This is a genomic window from Pseudonocardia sp. MH-G8 (genome assembly GCF_002262885.1).
Lineage (GTDB): Bacteria > Actinomycetota > Actinomycetes > Mycobacteriales > Pseudonocardiaceae > Pseudonocardia.
Window position 1 is genome coordinate 106303 of the sequence record NZ_NKYF01000015.1, and the last position, 18592, is coordinate 124894.

An 18592-nucleotide genomic window follows, 5' to 3' on the forward strand; every position below is an offset into this window, starting at 1 on the left:
TCGCCGGGTGCTTCACGCCGAGGCCGCCGCCAGCTCCGCCCGCAGGAGGTGCTTCTGGATCTTCCCGGACGGGTTGCGCGGGATCGGGTGGATCGCGAGTGCGTGCGGGTGCTTGTAGTCGGCGATGCGGTCGCGGCACCAGGTGCGCAGGGACTCCAGCGTGGGCTCGGCGCCCTCGCGCGGGGCGACGACGGCGAGGATGCTCTCGCCGTAGTCGGCATGTGGCACGCCGATGACGGCGACGTCGGCGATGTCCGGGTGCCCGGCGAGGGCGTTCTCGACCTCCACCGAGTAGACGTTGCGTGCCCCGGTGATGATCATGTCCTTGAGCCGGTCGACCAGCGTGATGTAGCCGTCGGCGTCCAGCCGGGCCAGGTCCCCGGTGTGCAGCCAGCCGTCGCGGATGGTCTCTGCGGTGGCCTCGGGCTGGTTCCAGTAGCCCTTCATGACCGTCTCGCCGCGGAGCAGGAGCTCGCCGACCTCACCCGGGGCCACGTCGGTCTCCTCCGCGCTGACGACCCGGCACTCGGTGTTGGGCAGGGCGTAGCGGCCGCTCGCGTCGGGACGGGCGGCCACGTCGGCGGGCGGGGAGTAGATGCCACCCGGACCTGCCTCGGTCTGCCCGCACAGCTGGTAGAGCTCGACGTCGGGCAGCGTCTCGACCAGCGCGCTCACGGTGTCCGCCGGCATCGGGGCCGCGCCGAAGAGCCCGACGCGCCACGCGGACAGGTTGCGCTCGGTCAGGTCGGGCAGCCGGAGCAGGAACTGGTACATCGTCGGCACGCCGAAGAACAGCGAGATCCGCTCGGTGGCCAGCGTGTCGGCCACGGCGGCGGGCTCGAACCCGGGCAGCACCACGTGGGTCATCCCCAGGACCGTGCCGGGGAACAGCATCATCGTCAGCTCGGCGGCGTGGTAGAGCGGTGCGACGTGCAGCACGCGGTCGCCGTCGCGGTAGCCGCAGGTGCCGCCGATGTTGAACCCGACCCACAGCGCGCGGTGGTGGTCGAACAGCGCTCCCTTGGGCCGGCCGGTGGTGCCGGAGGTGTAGAGCAGAAGCGCGTCGTCGGCCTCCGCGGCCTGGTGGGCGACGGGCGGGTTCGTCTCGGCCGCGGCGAGCGCGATGAGGTCGGGGGCGGGCGAGCCCGCACCGAGGGCGAGGACCGTGGGGGCGGCGTCCGCCTGTGCCACACCCCGGGCGACGACGTCTGCCAGCTCGGGGGCGTGCAGCAGCACGGTGGCGCCCGAGTCGGTGATCAGGTGGGCGAGCTCGGGTGGGGCGCTGCGCGGGTTGACCGGCACCAGGATCGCCCCCGTGCGCAGCACCGCGTAGGCGGCGACGACGAAGTGGCCGGAGTTGGGCGAGATCAGCAACGCCCGGTCGCCGGGGGCGAGCCCCCGTGCCGCGAGCGCGGCGGCGACGCGCTCCACCTCGGCGTGCAGGTCGCGGTACGTCTCGCGACGGGCGCCGAACACGAGCGCCTCGCGTTCGGGGCATCGCGCGGCGGTGAATCGGAGCGTATCGGGGATCGAGGGCATCGTCGCTCTCCTCCGCAGTCTGGCCTTGCCACCTGAAGTGAACGGTGGTTAGCTCGCTGACGGAGAGAGTCAAGCACCTGGGGCGCTGCTTGGGAAGCGCTCCGGCGTAGCCGGGAGGAATCACGATGAGTCGAGCAGCGGTGGTCGGCGGCGTCGGCATGATCCCGTTCACCAAGCCGAGGGAGACCGCCGGCTACGAGGTGATGGGTGAGCGGGCCGCGCGGGCCGCCCTGGCCGACGCCGGCGTCGACTACGCCGCGGTGCAGCAGGCCTACGTCGGCTGGGTGTACGGCGATTCGACAGCCGGTCAGGCCGCGCTGTACGGGCTGGGGCAGACCGGGATCCCGATCGTCAACGTGAACAACAACTGCTCCACCGGCTCGTCGGCGTTGTTCCTGGCCCGGCAGGCCGTCGAGAGCGGGGCGGTGGAGTGCGCGCTGGCGCTGGGGTTCGAGCAGATGGCGAACGGCGCGCTCGCGATGGGCTTCTCCGACCGGACCTCGCCGATGGCCCGGTTCGACGACGCCACGGACGCGCTGCAGGACCGCGACCCGGCCGCGCCGTTCGCCGCGCAGTACTTCGGCGGGGCGGGCCGCGAGCACATGGAGCGCTTCGGCACGAGCCGCGCGACGTTCGCGAAGATCGCGGTCAAGGCGCGGGCACACGCGGCGCACAACCCGTACGCGGTGTTCCGCGACGCGGTCACCGAGGAGCAGGTGCTGGCGTCGCCGCAGATCTACGGCCCGTTGACCCGGTTGATGTGCTGCCCGCCCACCTGCGGTGCGGCGGCCGCGCTCGTGTGCAGCGAGGAGTTCGCGCGCCGGCACGGGATCGACGCCTCGGTGCGGCTGCGCGCGCAGGTCATGACCACCGACTTCCCGAGCACCTTCGAGTCCGGGGACATGCGCCGCGTGGTCGGCTACGACCTCACCGCCGCCGCGGCGCAACAGGTGTACGAGGCCGCGGGCGTCGGGCCGCTGGACATCCCGGTCGTGGAGCTGCACGACTGCTTCGCCACGAACGAGCTGCTCAGCTACGAGGCGCTCGGGCTGACGCCGGAGGGAACCGGGGAGAAGTTCGTGCTCGACGGCGACAACACCTACGGCGGCCGCGTGGTCACCAACCCGTCCGGGGGGCTGCTGTCCAAGGGCCACCCGCTGGGCGCCACCGGCCTCGCGCAGTGCGCCGAGCTGGTGTGGCAGCTGCGCGGCACCGCCGGGGCGCGGCAGGTCGAGGGCGCCACGCTCGCGCTGCAGCACAACCTCGGCCTGGGCGGGGCCTGCGTGGTCAGCCTGTACGAGAAGGTGGCCGCCTGATGGCGATCGACCCGGCACTGGTCGGCACGACGCAACCCGCCCTCGTCGTCGAGGTCGAGCGCGGGCAGCTCCGCGCGTTCGCGCACGCGATCGGCGAGACCGACCCGGTGTACGTCGACCTCGACGCCGCCCGCGCCGCCGGACACCCCGACCTGCCGGTGCCGCCGACGTTCCTGTTCGGGCTCGGGCTCGGCCGGGGCGGCGACTTCGCCTGGCTCACCGACCTCGGTGTCGACCTGCGCCACGTCCTGCACGGCGAGCAGGAGTTCGCCTACCACCAGGTGGCGCACGCCGGGGACACCCTGACGCTGGAGCCGCGGATCAGCGACGTGTTCAGCAAGCGTGCAGGTGCGTTGCAGTTCCTGGTGCGCGACACCGCGGTGCACCGCGACGGCGCGCCGGTGGCCGAGCTGCGGGAGACCCTCGTCGTCCGCGATCCCGCGGCGGTGACGTCGTGACGGCCACCGGGCTCGCCGACGTCCGGGTCGGCACCGAGCTGCCGCCCCTGACTCCCCCACCGATCACCCGCACGACGCTGGCGCTGTTCGGTCCGGCATCGGGCGACCTCAACCCGATCCACCTCGACATCGACGTGGCCCGCTCGGCGGGCCTCGACGACGTCTTCGCGCACGGCATGCTGTCGATGGCCTACCTCGGGCGGCTGCTCACCGGCTGGGTCGACCAGCGGCGGATCCGGTCGTTCCGCGTGCGCTTCGCCGCGATCACACCGGTCCACACCCGGCCCACCTGCACCGGGCGCGTCACGGCCGTCGACGAGGTCGACGGCGAGCGCCGGGCCACGCTCGAGCTGGCCGTCACGCTCGCCGACGGCACCACCACCCTCACCGGCAGCGCCGTGATCGCCCTGCCCGACCCCGCCCCGGAGAGCTGATGCCCGTTCCGCCCCTCACCGACCGCGTCGCGCTCGTCTCCGGTTCCGGCCGGGGAATCGGCCGCGAGATCGCCCTCAAGCTGGCCGCCGCGGGCGCCTCGGTGGTGGTCAACGACCTGGACGCCGACGTCGCCGAGCAGACCGCGGCCGACATCACCGCGGCCGGCGGTGCCGCCACCAGCTGCGCCGGCAGCGTCACCGACGCCGAGTTCGCCGACCGGTTCGTGCGCACTGCCGTAGACACCTACGGCGGCCTGCACATCATCGTCAACAACGCCGGCTACACCTGGGACAACGTGATCCAGAAGATGTCCGACCAGCAGTGGGACGACATCCTCGACGTCCACCTCAAGGCGCCGTTCCGGATCCTGCGGGCAGCCCAGCCGGTGATCAGCGCCGCGGTGAAGGCGGAGCGTGCGCAGGGCTCGCCCCGCACCACCCGCAAGGTCGTGAACATCTCCTCGATCGCCGGCACGGCGGGCAACGTCGGCCAGGCCAACTACAGCTCGGCGAAGGCGGGGATCACGGGTCTGACCAAGGGCCTGGCCAAGGAGTGGGGCCGCTACGACGTCACGGTCAACTGCGTGGCGTTCGGGCTGATCCGCACCCGGCTCACCGAAGCCGCCGCCGGCGGGGACGCGAGCATCGACGTCGCGGGCCGCCAGATCAAGGTCGGCGTGAACCCGGACCTGCTCGCCCAGATGGAGAAGTCCATCCCGCTGGGGCGGGCCGGCACGCCGGCCGAGGCCGCAGGCGCGGTGTACCTGTTCTGCCTGCCCGAGAGCGACTACGTCTCCGGCCAGGTCCTGGTGTGCGGTGGTGGGTTCCACGGCTGACCCCGCCCGCGGCGGGGTGCACCGCAGCGACGAGGCGGGTGTGGTCACCCTGCGGCTGCAGCGCGGCGAACGCAACGCCCTCGACAGCGCCCTCGCCGATGAGCTGGCCGAGGCGCTCGACGCCTGCGCGTCCGATCCTGGGGTGCGCGCCGTGGTCCTGACCGGGTCGGGGCCCGTGTTCAGTGTCGGGGCCGACCTCTCCGCCGGACCGAGCGCCATCCACGACCTGCTGATCGGCGAAGGCGCCTACGAGCGCGCGGGCTACCGGGAGCCGGCCGGGCGGGTCACCCTGCGCATGGCCGCGCTCGGGGTGCCGGTCATCGCCGCGATCAACGGCGATGCGATCGGCGGCGGCGCCACCATCCCGCTCGCCGCCGACGTCCGCTTCTTCGCCGCGCACGCGCGGGTCGGGTTCCCGTTCACCCGGCTCGGGGTGTGCCCGGAAGGGGCCTCCACGTTCTTCCTGCCGCGCCTGGTCGGCCCGTCCCGGGCCGCCGACTGGCTGCTCAGCGGGCGTCTGGTCGACGCCGACGAGGCGCTGGCCGCCGGCCTGGTCTCCCGGGTCGTCCCGCCCGACGAGGTGCTGACGGTGGCACAGGACTACGCCCGCGAGCTGGCGGCGCGGACCTCGCCCACCGCGGTCGCGGCCACCCGCAGGCTCCTCGCCGCCGCTCCCGCCGACCCGGTCACGGCGTCGGACGCGGAGAGCAGGGCCATCGCGCAGCTCGCGGCCGGACCCGACTGCCGCGAGGGCGTGGCGGCGTTCCTGGAGCGCCGCCCACCCCGCTTCGCCGACCCGGTCACAGACCGAGGGATCGGCCGACGACCTCCTTCATGATCTCGGTGGTGCCGCCGTAGATCCGGGTGACCCGCGCATCGGCCCAGGCTCGGGCGATCGGGTACTCGACCATGTAGCCGTAGCCGCCGTGCAGCTGCAGGCACCGGTCCACCGCCCGGCCCTGCAACTCGGTGCACCACCACTTCGCCTTCGCGGCCTCGACGGCGGTGAGCTCGCCCGCGTTCAGCGCGCGCACGCAGTCGTCGAGGTAGTGCTCGGCGATGTCGACCTCGGTGGCGATCTCGGCCAGCACGAACCGCGAGTTCTGGAACGACCCGATCGGCTGCCCGAACGCGGTGCGCGACTTGACGTGCTCGAGCGTCTGCTCCAGCGCGACCCTTGCCGCGGCGGTCGCGGAGATCGCGATCGACAGCCGTTCCCGGGGCAGGTTCGCCATCAGCTGGGCGAAGCCCTGCCCCTCCTCGGACCCGAGCAGGTTCGCCACCGGCACCCGCACGTCGGTGAACGACAGTTCCGCGGTGTCCTGCGCGTGCTGGCCCAACTTGTCCAGGTTGCGGCCGCGCTCGAAGCCGGCCATCCCCCGCTCGAGCACCAGCAGGCTCACGCCCTTGTGCCGCAGGCCGGGGTCGGTCTTCACGGCCGTGATCACCACGTCCGCGTTGATGCCGTTGGTGATGAACGTCTTCGCCCCGTTGACGACGTAGTGGTCGCCCTCGCGGCGCGCGGTGGTCGTCATCGACGCGAGGTCCGACCCCATACCGGGCTCGGTCATCGCGATCGCGGTGATCAGCTCTCCTGACGCGATGCCGGGCAGCCAGCGCCGCCCCTGCTCCTCGTCGCAGTAGGAGAGGAAGTACGGCAGGCAGATGTCGTTGTGCAGGGTCAGGCCGAGGCCCGCCCCGGATGCACCGGCGCGCATGACCTCCTCGGCGATCACCGCGTGGAACCGGAAGTCGCGCACCCCTCCCCCGCCGAGCTCCTCCGGGATCTCCATCCCGAGGAAGCCCGACCGACCCGCGGTGCCGAACAGCTCCCGCGGCGTGATCCCGGCGGCCTCCCATGCAGCGAGGTGGGGCACCACCTCGAGGTCGAGGAACTTCCGGAACGACTCGCGGAAGTCCTCGTGGTCGTCCTCGTACAGCGTTCGGCGCACGGCGGGTTCGTTCCTCTCGGGCCGGTCGGGTCAGGAGACGCTGCGGTCGGCGTCGGCCCAGTGACGGGCGCGCAGCTCACGCTTGAGGACCTTCCCCGCGCCGGACAGCGGCAGCGCGTCGACGAACTCCACCGACCGCGGCGCCTTGTAGCGGGCGATGTGCTCCGCGCAGTGCGCGCGCAGCTCCTCGGCCGTCGCGGCCGCGCCGGGCGCGAGCACCACGACTGCGTGCACGCGCTCACCCCACTCCGGGTCGGGCACACCGATCACCGCGCAGGAGGCGACCGCGGGATGGCGGGCCAGCGCGTTCTCCACCTCCGCGGAGTACACGTTCTCCCCGCCGGACACGATCATGTCCTTGATCCGGTCGACGATGAACACGTACCCGCGCTCGTCCATGTAGCCGCCGTCGCCGGTGTGCATCCAGCCGTCCCGCACCGCGGCCGCGGTCTCCTCGGGCCGGTTCCAGTAGCCGAGCATCACGTGGCCGCCGCGGGACACGACCTCGCCGACGGTGCCGCGCGGGACCTCGTGGTCCTCGGCGTCCACGATGCGCACCTCGGCGTGCGGGGCCGCCCGCCCCGCCGCACGGCGCAGCGACTCGTCCCCGTGGTCGGCCGGCGACAGCAGCGTGGCCACCGGGGACAGCTCGGTCATCCCGTAGGCCTGCGTGAACGCCGCCAGCGGCAGCCGCTTGGCCGTCCGTTCCAGCAGCGCCGCGGAGATCGGGGAGGCTCCGTAGATCAGGTTGCGCAGGCTGGACAGGTCGCGGTCGGCGGCGTCCGGGGAGTCGACCAGCATCTGGATCATCGTGGGCACCAGCAGGACGTCGGTGACCCCGAGCTCCTCGATCGCCCGCGCCACGCCGCCCGGCGTGAACCCGGGGACGATCACGTGGGTGCCGCCGAGGGAGTTGCGGGCGCCCCAGGCGGCCCCGTCGGCCAGGTGGAACATCGGGGCGGCGTGCAGCAGGCGCCCGCCCGCGGTCATGAAGGTGCCGGTGGCGGCGCATCCCAGCGCGGAGGTGACCAGGTTGGCGTGGCTGAGCACCACGCCCTTGGCCCGGCCCGTGGTGCCGCCGGTGTAGTAGATGCCGGCCGGCGCGTCGCCACCGCGGCCGGCGTCCGGTACCGGATCGTGCGCCGCGAGGAGGTGCTCCAGGTCGAGCGCACCCTCCGGCGCGGCGTCACCGTCGTGCACGACCGTCGCGAGACCGGGGACGGTGCGCTGCAGTTCGGGCACCAGCGCGGCGAAGGCGTCGTCGACGACGAGCACCCGGGCGCCGGCGTCCTCGAGCGAGAACGCGATCTCCGCGACGCTCCAGCGGGTGTTCACCGGAACGAACACCGCATCGGCCCACGCCACCGCGAGCAGGAACTCGTGGTAGGTGTCCGAGTTGTGCGCCAGGATCGCGACGCGGTCCCCGGGCCCCACCCCGAGCGCCCGCAGTGCGCCGGCTAGCCGCGCCACGCGGTGCGCGCACTCCGCCCACGTGCGCACCCGTCCGTTGAAGATCGTTGCCGGCAGGTCGGGTGTCTGCTGCACGGCGCGGTGCAGGGCTTGCGTGAGGTACATCGCTGTCCTCCGTACCGGGGCCGGAACCACGTCATCGTGGCCGTGCGTGACCATACCGCGGTTCACTTCACGCGGGAATCCCCATGTTGGGGCCTTATAATCCTTCAGCACAGCACGATCAACGATTCACGAGCGGTTCGCTCGCGGACCCACCCACGACGCGAGGAAGGATGGCGCGCATGGTGCTGCCGATCCCGGATCCCGCGACCGTCGGCCGACGACGCCCGCGGAACCGCAAGCAGCAGATCCTCGCGGCGGCCGCGCGGCAGTTCTGGGAGGTGGGCTACCACCAGGTGGGGATGGCCGACCTCGCAGCCGCCGTCGGGATCGGCGCCAGCGCGATGTACCGCCACTTCCGGGGCAAGCAGGACCTGCTCGTCGCCGTGATGCACGAGGCGCTCGACCGGCTGGACGAGGCCACCACCGGCCCGGTCGACCTCGACCGCACGATCGCCGGCACGGCCGCCCTCGCACTGGAGCGCCGCGAGTTCGGCGCGCTGTGGGACCGCGAGGCCGGACACCTGCCGGACCAGGACCGCGACGCGCTGCGCGATCGGCTCCGGATGATCCTTTCCCACGCCACGGAGGTGATCGCCGCCGCGACCGGCGCACCGCACGACGAGGCCCGGACGCGGGCACACGCCCTGTACGCCGTGCTCGAGAGCCCTTCGCACCACCGGGTGGATCTTGACGGGCTCCGCTTCGAGGACCTGCTGGAACGAGCCGCGCGCGCCGTCGTCGACGTCGCGCTCCCCGTGACCGGGCCCGCCCGGCACGCCGCCCCCGGCCGCGCGCCGCAGCTGCCGGCCTCCCGCCGCGAGGCGCTGCTCGCCGCGGCGATCCGGTTGTTCGGTGAACGCGGCTTCCCGTCGGTGAGCATGAACGACCTCGGCACCGCCACCGGGATCGCCGGGCCCAGCGTCTACAACCACTTCGAGAACAAGAACGACCTGCTCGTCGCCGCCCTGACCCGGGGCAACGAAGCGCTGTGGCTGAGCCTGCACCACGCGCTCGCCGCGGCCGACGGGCCGGCGGACGCGCTGGACCGGGCACTGGACAGCTACGTCACCTTCGCCACCGCGAACCCCGCCATAATCTCGGTGCTGCTCGCCGAAGTGATCAACCTGCCGACCCGCCAGCGCGACGCCTACCGCCGCGTCCAGCAGGACTACGTGGCCGAGTGGGTGGCCCTCCTGAGCCGATCGCGGCCCGAGATCGGCGAGACCGAGGCGCGCGTCCTCGTCCACGCCGCGCTGACGGTGGCCAACTCGCTCGCCCGCGCCCGCCACCTGCAGCAACGACCTGCGCTCACCGCCGAGATCGCCGCCCTGGGCCGGGCCGTGCTGCGGGCGCCCCTCGCCACCCGATCCGGTGGGTGAGCGGAACACCACGGTCGTCCACCGGTGATCGAGCAGCTCTTCAGCGCCGCGGATCGACGGGGAACCGGCGGTTGCGCTCCGCCAGGGCCTCCGCTGTCGCGGGAAGCATGAAGCCCAGCGCCTCGGGAACTCCATCCTGTGCGCGATCGGCGTAAGGGCGCAAACGCTTCTCGTATCCGGCGAAGCCGCTCACGGGATCGCCCGCAGCGGCTTGCAGCTCCTTTGCGAGGAAGTGGCCGCCGAGCATCGCCAGCGCGGTGCCCCTGCCGGAGAGGGGTGACGTGGCATGAGCGGCGTCGCCGACCAGCACCGTCCGCCCGCGCGACCACCCCGGCATGCGGATCTGGCTCAACGAGTCGAAGAACACCTCGTCCGACTCCCGGATGTGCTCCATGAGCATCGGGACATACCAGTTGGGGTCGTCGCCGAGCGCGTCGATGGCGATCTTCTTCTGCTCCTCGACGTCGTGGAAGTCGTACTCGATCTCGGGAGAGCGGAACGAGAGGTAGCCGATCACGAGGTCGGTGAAGTCCGAGATGCCGTACGAGCGGCCCGGCGTGTTGTACATGACGCTCTGGGTGGCCACCCCGGTGCCGGCCGGCAGCGGCACGATGACCATGTAGGCACCGAGGTGGTGGCGGTAGTCGGCCTCCGGTCCGAACACGAGCCTGCGCACGCCGGAGTGCATGCCGTCGGCGCCGACGAGGTAGTCGAATCGCCGCGGCGCGCCGTGGACGAACGTGACCTCGACGGCGGAGCCCACGTCGTCGACGTCCGCGATCCAGTCGCCGTGGACGAACTCCACATCCGGCGACAACGCCGCGTGCATGATGTCGACCAGATGCTCGCGGAGGATCTCGATGTCGTCGGCGGAGTCGGTCGCGGCCTCCGTGGGGAGCGCACCGATCGGCTTCCCACCGGCGTCGACCCATGTCGTGAACGCCGTACGGTGCGCGGTCTTCGCGCGGTTGGCCGTGATGGCATCCAGGATGCCCATGTCCGCCGCCACGCCCAGGGCATCGCCGCGGACGTCGATGGGCGCACCCGTGCGCCGCACGGCGGGATTGCGTTCCACGACGGTGACCTGCTCACCGATCTCGGCCAGCCAGTACGCCGCCGACAATCCGGCGAAGCTCGCCCCCGACACCAACACTGACATCGCGTTTCTCCCTTTCAACCGGCCGTCGTGGAGGTTGTCGTCGTGGTGGGGCCCTCGACCCCTGGGCTGTCGGGCAGCCGTGCCTGCCGGATGCCGCCGTAGAGCAGCGCTGCGATCGGGATGAGCGGCAGCAGCACGATGTAGGGCGAGTCCGACCCGGTGACCGCGGCGTAGTTGAACGCCACCAGCACGGCCGTCGCCGCCAGCAGGAGCGCCGCGACGCCCGGCGCGATGCGCGTCGCCCACACGCCACCGTCGATCTTGTCGCGGGCCCGCGCGACGATCACGCTCACCGACGCCGAGATCATCACCAGCAGGATGCAGACCGAGGTGATCCCCCCGATCGAGGGGAGCAAGGTGCGGAACACGTCGACGCCACCGATGACGAACGGGGTCACCAGCACCAGCGAGAAGCCCACCTGGCAGAGCGCCGATACGTGCGGAGACCGCCGGGCACCGCTCGTCCGCATCAGGGCAGCCGGCAGCAGCTGCGCCCTGGCGAGCGCGAACTGGTAGCGGACCGCCATGTTGTGGAAGGCGACCGCGGCGCCGGCGAAACTGACGACGACCAGGAGGAGCACCATTCCTGCCGCCCACTCCCCCAGGTAGCGCGCGACGATCGCCGGGACGAGCGCGGTCGGGTCCGTCGTCGCCACCGAAACGACGTCGGGCGTTCCGGCCACGAGCGTCCAGGTCGAGACGACGAAGATCACCGTCAGCAGGACGAGCGAGAGGTAGGTGGCCGTGACGACGCTGCGGTGCCCGCCGCGGGACTCCTCGGAATAGATCGTCGACGACTCGAACCCGGCGAAGCAGAAGATGACGAACACGATCCCGACGGCGACGTTGCCGGAGAACGTGACGCCGGGGTCGAAAGGGCTGAGCGTCCATCCGTCGGGGTGCTGGACGAGCACCGCGACGGCGAGCACCCCGACGAAGAGGAACTGGAGCACAGAGCAGACGACGGTGACCTTCTCCGCGGTTTGCACGCCTCGCCGCGCCATGGCCGCGAGCATGAGGAAGACGAGCAACGTGCCGACGTACCAGGGGATCGCCGTGCCACCGAACTGCTCGATCGTCACCGACAAGAAGAGCCCCGCGGCCACCGCCATTGCGGCCGAGCCGGCATTCAACCCGACCGCGTTGGCCATCGCCACGGCCGATCCGGCAGGCTTCCCCATCCCGAAGCTCACGAACGCCGACTGACCGCCTGCGCTGCGGACGTACCGGGCCAGCCGCAGGTATCCGACGCTGAAGACCGCCAACACCGCGGCGACCACGACGAACAACCCGACGGTGCCGGTGCCGGAGCCGGCCGCGATGGCGATCGCGATGTTGCTGGCGAGCGCGGTGAGCGGGGCGGCGGCGGCCACCACCATGAAGATCATGCCGACCGTGCCGATGCTGCCCGATCTGAGGGACGGGGTCGTCGTGCGCTGGTCGTAGGCGACGTGCTCGGCACTTGCCATGGCGCAGCTCTCCTCGTATCGGGTTCGCCGTATTCGGGCACCGCGGTAGAGCGTGATCGAGGTCGTTACGGCGTCGGGCCGGATTCCCGGAACCTGGTCAGCAGAATGTCCCTGGCCATATCCATGTGTTCGATACTGAGCGTCCGGGCCCGATTCCCGTCGCGGAGATCGATCGCGATGGCGATCGCCTCGTGGACGTGGGAGTTCTGGGCCAGAATCCGCGGATCAGCGCCCATCGCCACCCAGGAGATGTTGCGGGGCACGCGACGGTGCAGGTACTCCGCCGACTCGACGAGTTGCCGGTTTCCGGCCGCGTCGAACACGGTCTTGTGGAACAGCGCGTTGGCGCCGTGCCAGCGCCCGCGGAGCTCGTCGGGCGCCACATCGCCGCTGCGCGCGTCGTTCACCACGCCTCGGAACGCCTCGACGGCCTCGAACAGGTGCGCGAGTTGCTCGCCGGAGATCCGGGCGGCGGCGAGCTCGGCGGCGTGCCCTTCGAGCAACGCGCGGACCTCCAGGACCTCGAGGATGTCGTGGGTCGACGGGGTGCGCACGCGGAATCCGCGGTTGGCCACCTGCTCGACCACCCCGACGGCCTCGAGCTTGCTGAGCGCGAGCGTCACCGGGGTGCGGCTGACTCCGTACTCCTGGGCGATCCGGGCCTGCCGGATCCACGAGCCGACGTCGAAGTCGCCGTTGCTGATCCGAGTGCTCAGAGCCTCGGTGAGCGCCTCGACGGTGTAAGTGCGTTCTGCCGCGACCACGGCTACCCGGCCTCGGCGCCGGCGAGCACGAACTCCGACACCAGGGCAGCCAGCCGGTCTCGGAACTCCAGGCTGACCGCGTGGCGTCCCCCCTCGAGGGGGACGAGCCTGGCCTTCGGGATGAGCGCGGCGATCGTCTCCGCGCTGGAGAAGGGGACGATCGGGTCGTCGGTGCCGTGGACGACGAGCGTCGGAGCCGTGATCTCGGCGAGCCGCTGCTCGACGTCGTGGGCGAGCACGGCTCGGCGGCGCCGGGCCCGTTGGGCGGGTGCGCGGACGACGAGTGCGGCCTCGAGGCGCCCGGGAAGCCCGGGATCCGCCGCAGCGGCGTGCGGGCTCACCCCGCTCTCCCCCATCACCACGGCCATCTCCTGCGGCGTCTTGCCCGCCGTGCGCGCGGCGAACGCGGCCAGCGGGGCCGCGGAAGCCATCGTGGCGGCCAAGGTCAGGCTCCGCACCCGGTTCGAATGACGCAAGGCGAAGTGCTGGGCCACCGCTCCACCGAACGAGGTGCCGAGGACGTGCACCTCGGGCAGCCCCAGTGCGGTCAGGAACTCGGCGAGGTCGTCGGCGAGGAGGCCGAGGTCGTACTGCTCGTCGCCGACGTCGTCAACTGCGGTGTCCCGCTGGTCGTAGCTGATCGCGCGGATGCCCGGGGAGAGCGCCGGCCTGAAGTCGTCGAACTGGCCGCGAGCGCTCTCGGCACCGTGGATCAGCACGAGAGGTGTGCCGGTGCCGGACGTCTCGTACAGCGTCGTGCGCCCGCTGGGCAAGGTCACGGATTCGCTCACACCAGCTCCTTTGCTGCATGCACGAGACACGAACTGCATGCAAGTTAGCACCAGCATCCCGTCGATGGAAGAGCTCAGCCACCCGCTCACCTGGGAGAAGACGGTCTGCACGGCCAGCGCGCCCGCCGATTGCGTTCAATCACGTTTGATTGCATCATCTGCAACGGGGCTACCACAGGCGGGACGACAACCGAACCAGGCGGAGGTCAGGATGTCCGGATCCAGCGAGCAGGCCTACACGACGAACCCCGGCGACACGCTCGTCTTCGAGAACGAGCGGGTGCGGGTGTGGTCGATGACCCTGCCGCCCCACGGCATGTACGACTTCCACCAGCACCGCCACGACCACATCATCATCTGGCCCGACACCGGAACGGTCGAAGCGCAGGAGCTCGGCGACTCGGACTGGCCTCTGCAGCAGACCGCCGAACGTGGGTACGTCGCGTTCAAGACCGTCGGCACCGGCGGCCCGATGACGCCGCACCGCATCCGCAACCTCGAAGACCGCGAGGTCACCCACTACGTCGTGGAGTTGATCAGCGAGACGTCGCCGAGCTCCGAGCAGCTCCCGGTGGTCACGAACGGCAGGGGCTCGGCACTCGACACCCGCACCGGCAAGCCGTACTGACCCGCTGGCGGGCAGGACCGGCGACACTCTCGCGTACGCGATGGAGCCTGCCCGTGGTTGCTCGATCCACGTTCCGGGTGACGGCGGAACGTGTCCGGTCCGCCCCCCGTGGTGGCCGCCGACGCCCTCCACCCGAGGGCCTGTCAGGCGGTGGAGTGGTCCTGTTCGCAGGAACGTCCACTCGAGGAGCACACCGTGGGAACCACGACATCCCTGAAGGGCCGCGTCGCCCTCGTCACCGGCGCCGGTCGGGAACGCGGCATCGGCTCCGCGACCGCGCTGCACCTGGCCCGCGCAGGGGCCGCGGTGGTGGTGAGCGCGTTCGGCGGGCTCGACGTACTGGTCAACAACGCGGGCACGGGCATCGGCGTGGGTGAGTTCGCCGACGTGACCGACGACAGGTGGGAGCTGTCCTGGCTCATCAACGTGATGGGCCCGATGCGGCTGAGCCGGGCTGCGCTCGCGCACCTGGAGAAGCGGGACGGCAGCATCGTCAACGTCGCCTCGACGGCGGGGTTGGCCGCCGAGGCCGGCTACGGGGCGTACACGGTGACCAAGCACGCGGCCGTCGGGCTGACCCGGCTGCTGGCCGCCGAACTCGGGCCACGCGGGATCCGGGTGAACGCCGTTGCACCAGGAATGATCCACACCGACCTGGGTGCAGCCGAGCCGGAGCTCGTTGCCGCCGCGACCGGGGCGACCGTCGAGGACGCCACCCGGTCGGCCGTGGAGCGCATCCCGGTCCGACGGCTCGGCACGCCGGACGACGTCGCCGCCGCGATCGCCTGGCTCGCGCAGCCGGGTTCCTACGTGTCCGGCGCAGTCCTCCCGGTCACCGGAGCCATGGTCGCCGGGCTCAACTGAACCGGCCCCTACAGCACAACGACCCCATTTACCGAGGAGCACAGGTGAAGATCGTCCCGGGCAGGGTGACGCACGAGTACGACGCAGAGCTGGTGGTGTTCCACATCGGCATGACGTTCAACCGGTGGTGGCGGCCGGACCTCTGGCTGCCGGTCTTCCTCGCCATGCCTGCGATGATGCGCGAGCTCGCCGACGACCCGGACTCGGGGCTGCTCGGCTACGAGTTCCTGTTCAACCGCAGAGGGCCGTTCGCCGTGCAGTACTGGTCGTCGGTCGACAAGCTCTACGACTACGCGTCCGCCGGGTCGCAGGCTCACCGACCGGCCTGGACGAGGTTCAACGCGATGGCGCGGAAGCACCCGGAGGCGGTCGGGGTCTGGCACGAGACCTTCGTCGTCGAGCGCGCCGAGAGCATGTTCGTCGGGACACCGGCCATGGGACTGCCCAAGGCAACGAAGATCGTGCCCGTGGAGAAGCGGCACCACCGCGCCCGCGCGCGCCTGGCGGACGGCACCACCGGGCTGCGCGAGAGAGCGGCCTGATCACGGCAGTCCTGCTCGTCCGTCGCCGGACGTGCGCGCCGCGAGGGGCGTCCGGCCGGTCCAGCGTCGATAGGCGCGGCGGAACTCGCGTCCGTCGCGGAAACCGACCTCGACGGCCACACCGGAGATCGCGAGGGTGGAGTGCCGGAGCAACGCGGTCGCACGTCGCTCCCGGACGCGGTCACGGATGGCGCTGAAGTGGTCCCCCGCCCCGGCGAGCTGCCGGCGCAACGTGCGCTCCGTGACATGCATCTGCGCAGCCACTTCGGCCATGGTGAGCGGACGCCGCAGGTGTGCGTTCAGCAGCACCTCCACCGCGGCCACGACTCCTGGCCTGATCCGCGCCGGAGCGATCAGGCTCCGCGACACCTCGAGCGCCGTCCGCAACGTCGGTTCGTGATGGGTGGGGATCGGCTCCTGCAGGACGTCGGCGCTGATCACGAGGCGGTCGGCGTCGGCGTCGAAGTGGACCGGACAACGGAAGAACCGCCGGTACCGGGCGGCGTGAGCAGGAGCCGGGTACGTCAGGAAGAGGCGGTCGGGTGCCCAGGTGCCACCGAGCACGGAGCGCAGGAACGCGGTGACGCTGGCGAACGCCTCCTCGGCGAGGAACGGTCGCAGGACGGGGTCCGGCCAGCGCTCCCAGAGACTCAGTTCGAACTCGTCCCGGTCCCCGTCCACGCCCTCCGCGCTGAAGTCCGCGAGGCTGCCGGAAGCACGGTGCAGTTCGTCGACGACCCGGAACGCGTCGCCGACCGTCGCCGACGACCTCATCGCCACACCCACGAAGCCGAACGACAGCAAGGCGTCACGGGCCCCGACCTCGAGCCCCAGGGGTCGGTCGGGCAACGCCGCGACGGCTCTGCGGAGCACCGTCCTGGCTTGGACCAACGACACCCGGACGTCGACGTCATCCAGGAGTGCGGGCTCGAGCCCGGTGCCCGAGAACCAGCTCGAGACCGGCGCCCCGGCGTGGCGGCCGATCGCCACCACCGCGCTCAGCAGCGTCGGGGGGATGATCGCGTCGGAGGGCGTCATCGACGGGCAGAACCCATCACTGCACTCCTCCTCCCACGGTCCCCGCGTGAAAGCCTACTTCGATCTTCATCAACCACGCGCGGCAGACGGGGTGACCGCCCTTCGACATCCGTTGCGCGACCCCCCGGTTTGTCGCGACCGCTGGCACTGGTCGTCCGGTGCCGGCACCCAGCATCGTGACGGGTATGACCGGCAGCAGCGGGGGCCGCGTGGGGCCCAAGTCCACGATCTTCGGGGAGCGGGGGGTGGCGTCGAGCCAGCACCGGGTCGTCACCGAGGTCATGATCGATACGATGCGGTCCGGCGGGAACGCCGTCGACGCGGCGATCGCGGGCTGCATGGTCCAGGCCGTCGTCCAGCAGGACATGACCAACCACGCCGGGACCGTCACGGCGCTGGTCCACGACGCCGCCACGGGGCGCACCCACGAGCTGAACAGCGGCGGCACGATCGTGCCGGGACTGCCGCGCTTCGCGCCGGTCCCGATGGGCAAGGGCCTCTACGCCGCGGCGCCCGGCACGCCGATCGCGGTGATCCCCGGGTTCATGCCGGGTATGAAGGCGCTGCACGAGCGGTTCGCCACGACGCCGTGGGCGACGCTGTGCGCGCCGGCCGTCGGGTGGGCCGAGGAGGGGCACGAGGTCAGCTCGTTCGAACACCTGGTGATGGCCCAGACCGTCGACTTCTTCCTCTACACCGAGTCGGGCCGGCGCCACTTCACCCCGGACGGGCACCTGCCCCAGGTCGGGGACCGCTGGGCGTCGGCCGAGCTCGCCGAGACGATGCGCAAGGTCGCCGCCGAGGGCCCCGACCACTTCACCACCGGTGAGTGGGCGCAGCAGTTCGTGGCCAGGGCCAACGCGCTCGGGTGGCCGGTCAAGCCAGAGCACATGACCGACATCCCGCCGCGCTGGACCGAGCCGTACACGTGGGAGCACAGGGGCCACACCGTCGTCCAGCAGTCCCCGCCGGAGCGCCAGGGCGTCTTCTGCCGGATCGTGCTGGGCATGCTCGAGGAGCTCGACGTCGTGGCGCTCGGCCACTGGTCGGAGTCGGCGGAGTCGCTGTACTACCTGGCGCACGCGCTGCGCCGCGCGGCGGCGGAGACCGGCTTCGTCAACGACCCGCTCGTGTTCGGCGACGCGAGCACGGCGATGGCGTCCCGGGAGCTGGTCGCCGGCTTCGCGCGGGTGCTGCGTGAGGCGAAGCCCCACACCGACCTCACCGAGCACGTGCAGCTCACCCGCGGTCTGCCGGCGATGGCGGCGTCCGGCGCGTCGACGCAGCCGGCCGGCAGCTGCGAGCTGTCCATCGTCGACGAGCACGGCAACTGGGTGCAGATGATGAACACCCTGCAGGGCAGCGGCATCCCCGGCGAGGTGGTCGGTGGCGTGCCGATGGTCGGCAGCCACGCGATGAACAGCCTCGCCTCGCCCATCGAGGGCTGGCACACCGGCGGCGGTCGCGTCCGCTCGATCCTGTCCAACACGATGGTGCTGCGCGACGGCACGCCGTGGCTCGCGCTCGGCTCGCCGGGCAACGTGCACTGCACGGTGCCGCAGGTGCTGTCCAACATCCTCGACTTCGGGATGGACCCCTACGCCGCCGACGACGCCCCGCGCTGCCTGCCCTACGCGGACGACCACACGATCTCGGTGGAGAGCCGGATCGGGCCCGAGGTGGCCACGGGCCTCGCGCGGATGGGCGTGCTGGTCAACCCGCTGCCCACCTACGACTACCACATGGGCACCTACCAGGTGAGCTGGCGAACCGCCGACGGTGTCCTGCACGGCTCCACCGGACCGCGGCGCGAGGGCATGGCGGCCGGCTACTAGGAAAAGGGGACAA

General features: G+C 71.7%; 18 protein-coding genes. 10 read left to right on the forward strand and 8 right to left on the reverse strand.

The window, feature by feature from the left end; translation table 11 throughout:
* Positions 1 to 12 precede the first annotated feature (12 nt).
* A complete protein-coding gene (locus CFP66_RS28410; protein ID WP_094928265.1) occupies positions 13 to 1539 on the reverse strand; it encodes a class I adenylate-forming enzyme family protein in 1527 nt (508 codons plus the stop codon).
* A 125-nt stretch (positions 1540 to 1664) separates the two neighbouring features.
* Between CFP66_RS28410 and CFP66_RS28415 the strand changes: the two genes are divergently transcribed.
* The 5 genes from CFP66_RS28415 to CFP66_RS28435 are packed head-to-tail and all read left to right on the forward strand — an operon-like array spanning position 1665 to position 5421.
* The gene (locus CFP66_RS28415) at positions 1665 to 2855 is read left to right on the forward strand and encodes a lipid-transfer protein (RefSeq protein WP_094928266.1); all 1191 of its coding nucleotides are present in this window, start codon (positions 1665 to 1667) and stop codon (positions 2853 to 2855) included.
* On the forward strand, positions 2855 to 3313 hold the full coding sequence (locus CFP66_RS28420; protein ID WP_094928267.1) for a MaoC family dehydratase N-terminal domain-containing protein: 459 nt from the start codon (positions 2855 to 2857) through the stop codon (positions 3311 to 3313). The genes CFP66_RS28415 and CFP66_RS28420 overlap by 1 nt, the downstream gene beginning before the upstream one ends.
* On the forward strand, positions 3310 to 3747 hold the full coding sequence (locus CFP66_RS28425) for a MaoC/PaaZ C-terminal domain-containing protein (protein ID WP_094928268.1): 438 nt from the start codon (positions 3310 to 3312) through the stop codon (positions 3745 to 3747). The genes CFP66_RS28420 and CFP66_RS28425 overlap by 4 nt, the downstream gene beginning before the upstream one ends.
* Positions 3747 to 4583: an SDR family NAD(P)-dependent oxidoreductase gene (locus CFP66_RS28430; RefSeq protein WP_094928269.1), complete on the forward strand. Its 837-nt coding sequence runs from the start codon at positions 3747 to 3749 to the stop codon at positions 4581 to 4583. Before CFP66_RS28425 ends, CFP66_RS28430 begins: the two co-directional genes overlap by 1 nt.
* Positions 4567 to 5421 (forward strand): enoyl-CoA hydratase-related protein, encoded by an 855-nt coding sequence (locus CFP66_RS28435; protein WP_233159786.1) that lies wholly within the window; start codon positions 4567 to 4569, stop codon positions 5419 to 5421. Before CFP66_RS28430 ends, CFP66_RS28435 begins: the two co-directional genes overlap by 17 nt.
* Here CFP66_RS28435 and CFP66_RS28440 read toward each other — a convergent pair.
* Positions 5384 to 6535 carry an acyl-CoA dehydrogenase family protein gene (locus tag CFP66_RS28440; RefSeq protein WP_094928271.1) on the reverse strand — a complete coding sequence of 384 codons (1152 nt, stop codon included), beginning with the start codon at positions 6533 to 6535 and terminating at the stop codon, positions 5384 to 5386. The genes CFP66_RS28435 and CFP66_RS28440 overlap by 38 nt on opposite strands.
* 30 nt (positions 6536 to 6565) lie before the next feature.
* Positions 6566 to 8110: a long-chain fatty acid--CoA ligase gene (locus CFP66_RS28445; RefSeq protein ID WP_094928272.1), complete on the reverse strand. Its 1545-nt coding sequence runs from the start codon at positions 8108 to 8110 to the stop codon at positions 6566 to 6568.
* 179 nt (positions 8111 to 8289) lie between these two features.
* Between CFP66_RS28445 and CFP66_RS28450 the strand changes: the two genes are divergently transcribed.
* Positions 8290 to 9489 (forward strand): TetR/AcrR family transcriptional regulator, encoded by a 1200-nt coding sequence (locus CFP66_RS28450; protein ID WP_158228245.1) that lies wholly within the window; start codon positions 8290 to 8292, stop codon positions 9487 to 9489.
* Positions 9490 to 9529: 40 nt separating this feature from the next.
* On the opposite strand, the gene CFP66_RS28455 is transcribed toward CFP66_RS28450, so the two are convergent.
* The 4 genes from CFP66_RS28455 to CFP66_RS28470 form a co-directional block, all read right to left on the reverse strand.
* Positions 9530 to 10648: an FAD-dependent monooxygenase gene (locus tag CFP66_RS28455; RefSeq protein WP_094928274.1), complete on the reverse strand. Its 1119-nt coding sequence runs from the start codon at positions 10646 to 10648 to the stop codon at positions 9530 to 9532.
* A gap of 14 nt (positions 10649 to 10662) precedes the next feature.
* On the reverse strand, positions 10663 to 12117 hold the full coding sequence (locus CFP66_RS28460; protein WP_094928275.1) for an APC family permease: 1455 nt from the start codon (positions 12115 to 12117) through the stop codon (positions 10663 to 10665).
* 65 nt (positions 12118 to 12182) lie between these two features.
* Positions 12183 to 12881, reverse strand: coding sequence for a GntR family transcriptional regulator (locus CFP66_RS28465; RefSeq protein ID WP_094928276.1), 699 nt, complete (start codon positions 12879 to 12881; stop codon positions 12183 to 12185).
* A 2-nt stretch (positions 12882 to 12883) separates the two neighbouring features.
* Complete coding sequence (locus CFP66_RS28470) at positions 12884 to 13672, reverse strand: alpha/beta fold hydrolase (protein ID WP_158228246.1); 789 nt, start codon at positions 13670 to 13672, stop codon at positions 12884 to 12886.
* Positions 13673 to 13883: 211 nt separating this feature from the next.
* Between CFP66_RS28470 and CFP66_RS28475 the strand changes: the two genes are divergently transcribed.
* From CFP66_RS28475 to CFP66_RS28485, 3 genes are all read left to right on the forward strand, one after another.
* Positions 13884 to 14300 (forward strand): hypothetical protein, encoded by a 417-nt coding sequence (locus CFP66_RS28475; protein ID WP_094928278.1) that lies wholly within the window; start codon positions 13884 to 13886, stop codon positions 14298 to 14300.
* 195 nt (positions 14301 to 14495) lie between these two features.
* Positions 14496 to 15164: an SDR family NAD(P)-dependent oxidoreductase gene (locus CFP66_RS28480; protein WP_158228247.1), complete on the forward strand. Its 669-nt coding sequence runs from the start codon at positions 14496 to 14498 to the stop codon at positions 15162 to 15164.
* Between the two features lie 44 nt (positions 15165 to 15208).
* The gene (locus tag CFP66_RS28485; RefSeq protein ID WP_198961718.1) at positions 15209 to 15706 is read left to right on the forward strand and encodes a DUF4188 domain-containing protein; all 498 of its coding nucleotides are present in this window, start codon (positions 15209 to 15211) and stop codon (positions 15704 to 15706) included.
* Here the strand turns inward: CFP66_RS28485 and CFP66_RS28490 are convergent, their stop codons facing one another.
* Positions 15707 to 16744: an AraC family transcriptional regulator gene (locus tag CFP66_RS28490; RefSeq protein ID WP_094928280.1), complete on the reverse strand. Its 1038-nt coding sequence runs from the start codon at positions 16742 to 16744 to the stop codon at positions 15707 to 15709.
* A gap of 185 nt (positions 16745 to 16929) precedes the next feature.
* On the opposite strand from CFP66_RS28490, the gene CFP66_RS28495 reads away from it, so the two are divergent.
* The gene (locus CFP66_RS28495; protein ID WP_233159787.1) at positions 16930 to 18579 is read left to right on the forward strand and encodes a gamma-glutamyltransferase; all 1650 of its coding nucleotides are present in this window, start codon (positions 16930 to 16932) and stop codon (positions 18577 to 18579) included.
* Positions 18580 to 18592: the final 13 nt, after the last annotated feature.

Excerpts from the sequence above, each read along its gene's own strand:
- CFP66_RS28410 (WP_094928265.1), bottom strand. The coding sequence starts at position 1,539 with ATGCCCTCGATCCCCGATACGCTCCGATTCACCGCCGCGCGATGCCCC.
- CFP66_RS28415 (WP_094928266.1), top strand. The coding sequence starts at position 1,665 with ATGAGTCGAGCAGCGGTGGTCGGCGGCGTCGGCATGATCCCGTTCACC.
- CFP66_RS28420 (WP_094928267.1), top strand. The coding sequence starts at position 2,855 with ATGGCGATCGACCCGGCACTGGTCGGCACGACGCAACCCGCCCTCGTC.
- CFP66_RS28430 (WP_094928269.1), top strand. The coding sequence starts at position 3,747 with ATGCCCGTTCCGCCCCTCACCGACCGCGTCGCGCTCGTCTCCGGTTCC.
- CFP66_RS28445 (WP_094928272.1), bottom strand. The coding sequence starts at position 8,110 with ATGTACCTCACGCAAGCCCTGCACCGCGCCGTGCAGCAGACACCCGAC.
- CFP66_RS28450 (WP_158228245.1), top strand. The coding sequence starts at position 8,290 with ATGGTGCTGCCGATCCCGGATCCCGCGACCGTCGGCCGACGACGCCCG.
- CFP66_RS28455 (WP_094928274.1), bottom strand. The coding sequence starts at position 10,648 with ATGTCAGTGTTGGTGTCGGGGGCGAGCTTCGCCGGATTGTCGGCGGCG.
- CFP66_RS28460 (WP_094928275.1), bottom strand. The coding sequence starts at position 12,117 with ATGGCAAGTGCCGAGCACGTCGCCTACGACCAGCGCACGACGACCCCG.
- CFP66_RS28475 (WP_094928278.1), top strand. The coding sequence starts at position 13,884 with ATGTCCGGATCCAGCGAGCAGGCCTACACGACGAACCCCGGCGACACG.
- CFP66_RS28490 (WP_094928280.1), bottom strand. The coding sequence starts at position 16,744 with ATGACGCCCTCCGACGCGATCATCCCCCCGACGCTGCTGAGCGCGGTG.
- CFP66_RS28495 (WP_233159787.1), top strand. The coding sequence starts at position 16,930 with ATGACCGGCAGCAGCGGGGGCCGCGTGGGGCCCAAGTCCACGATCTTC.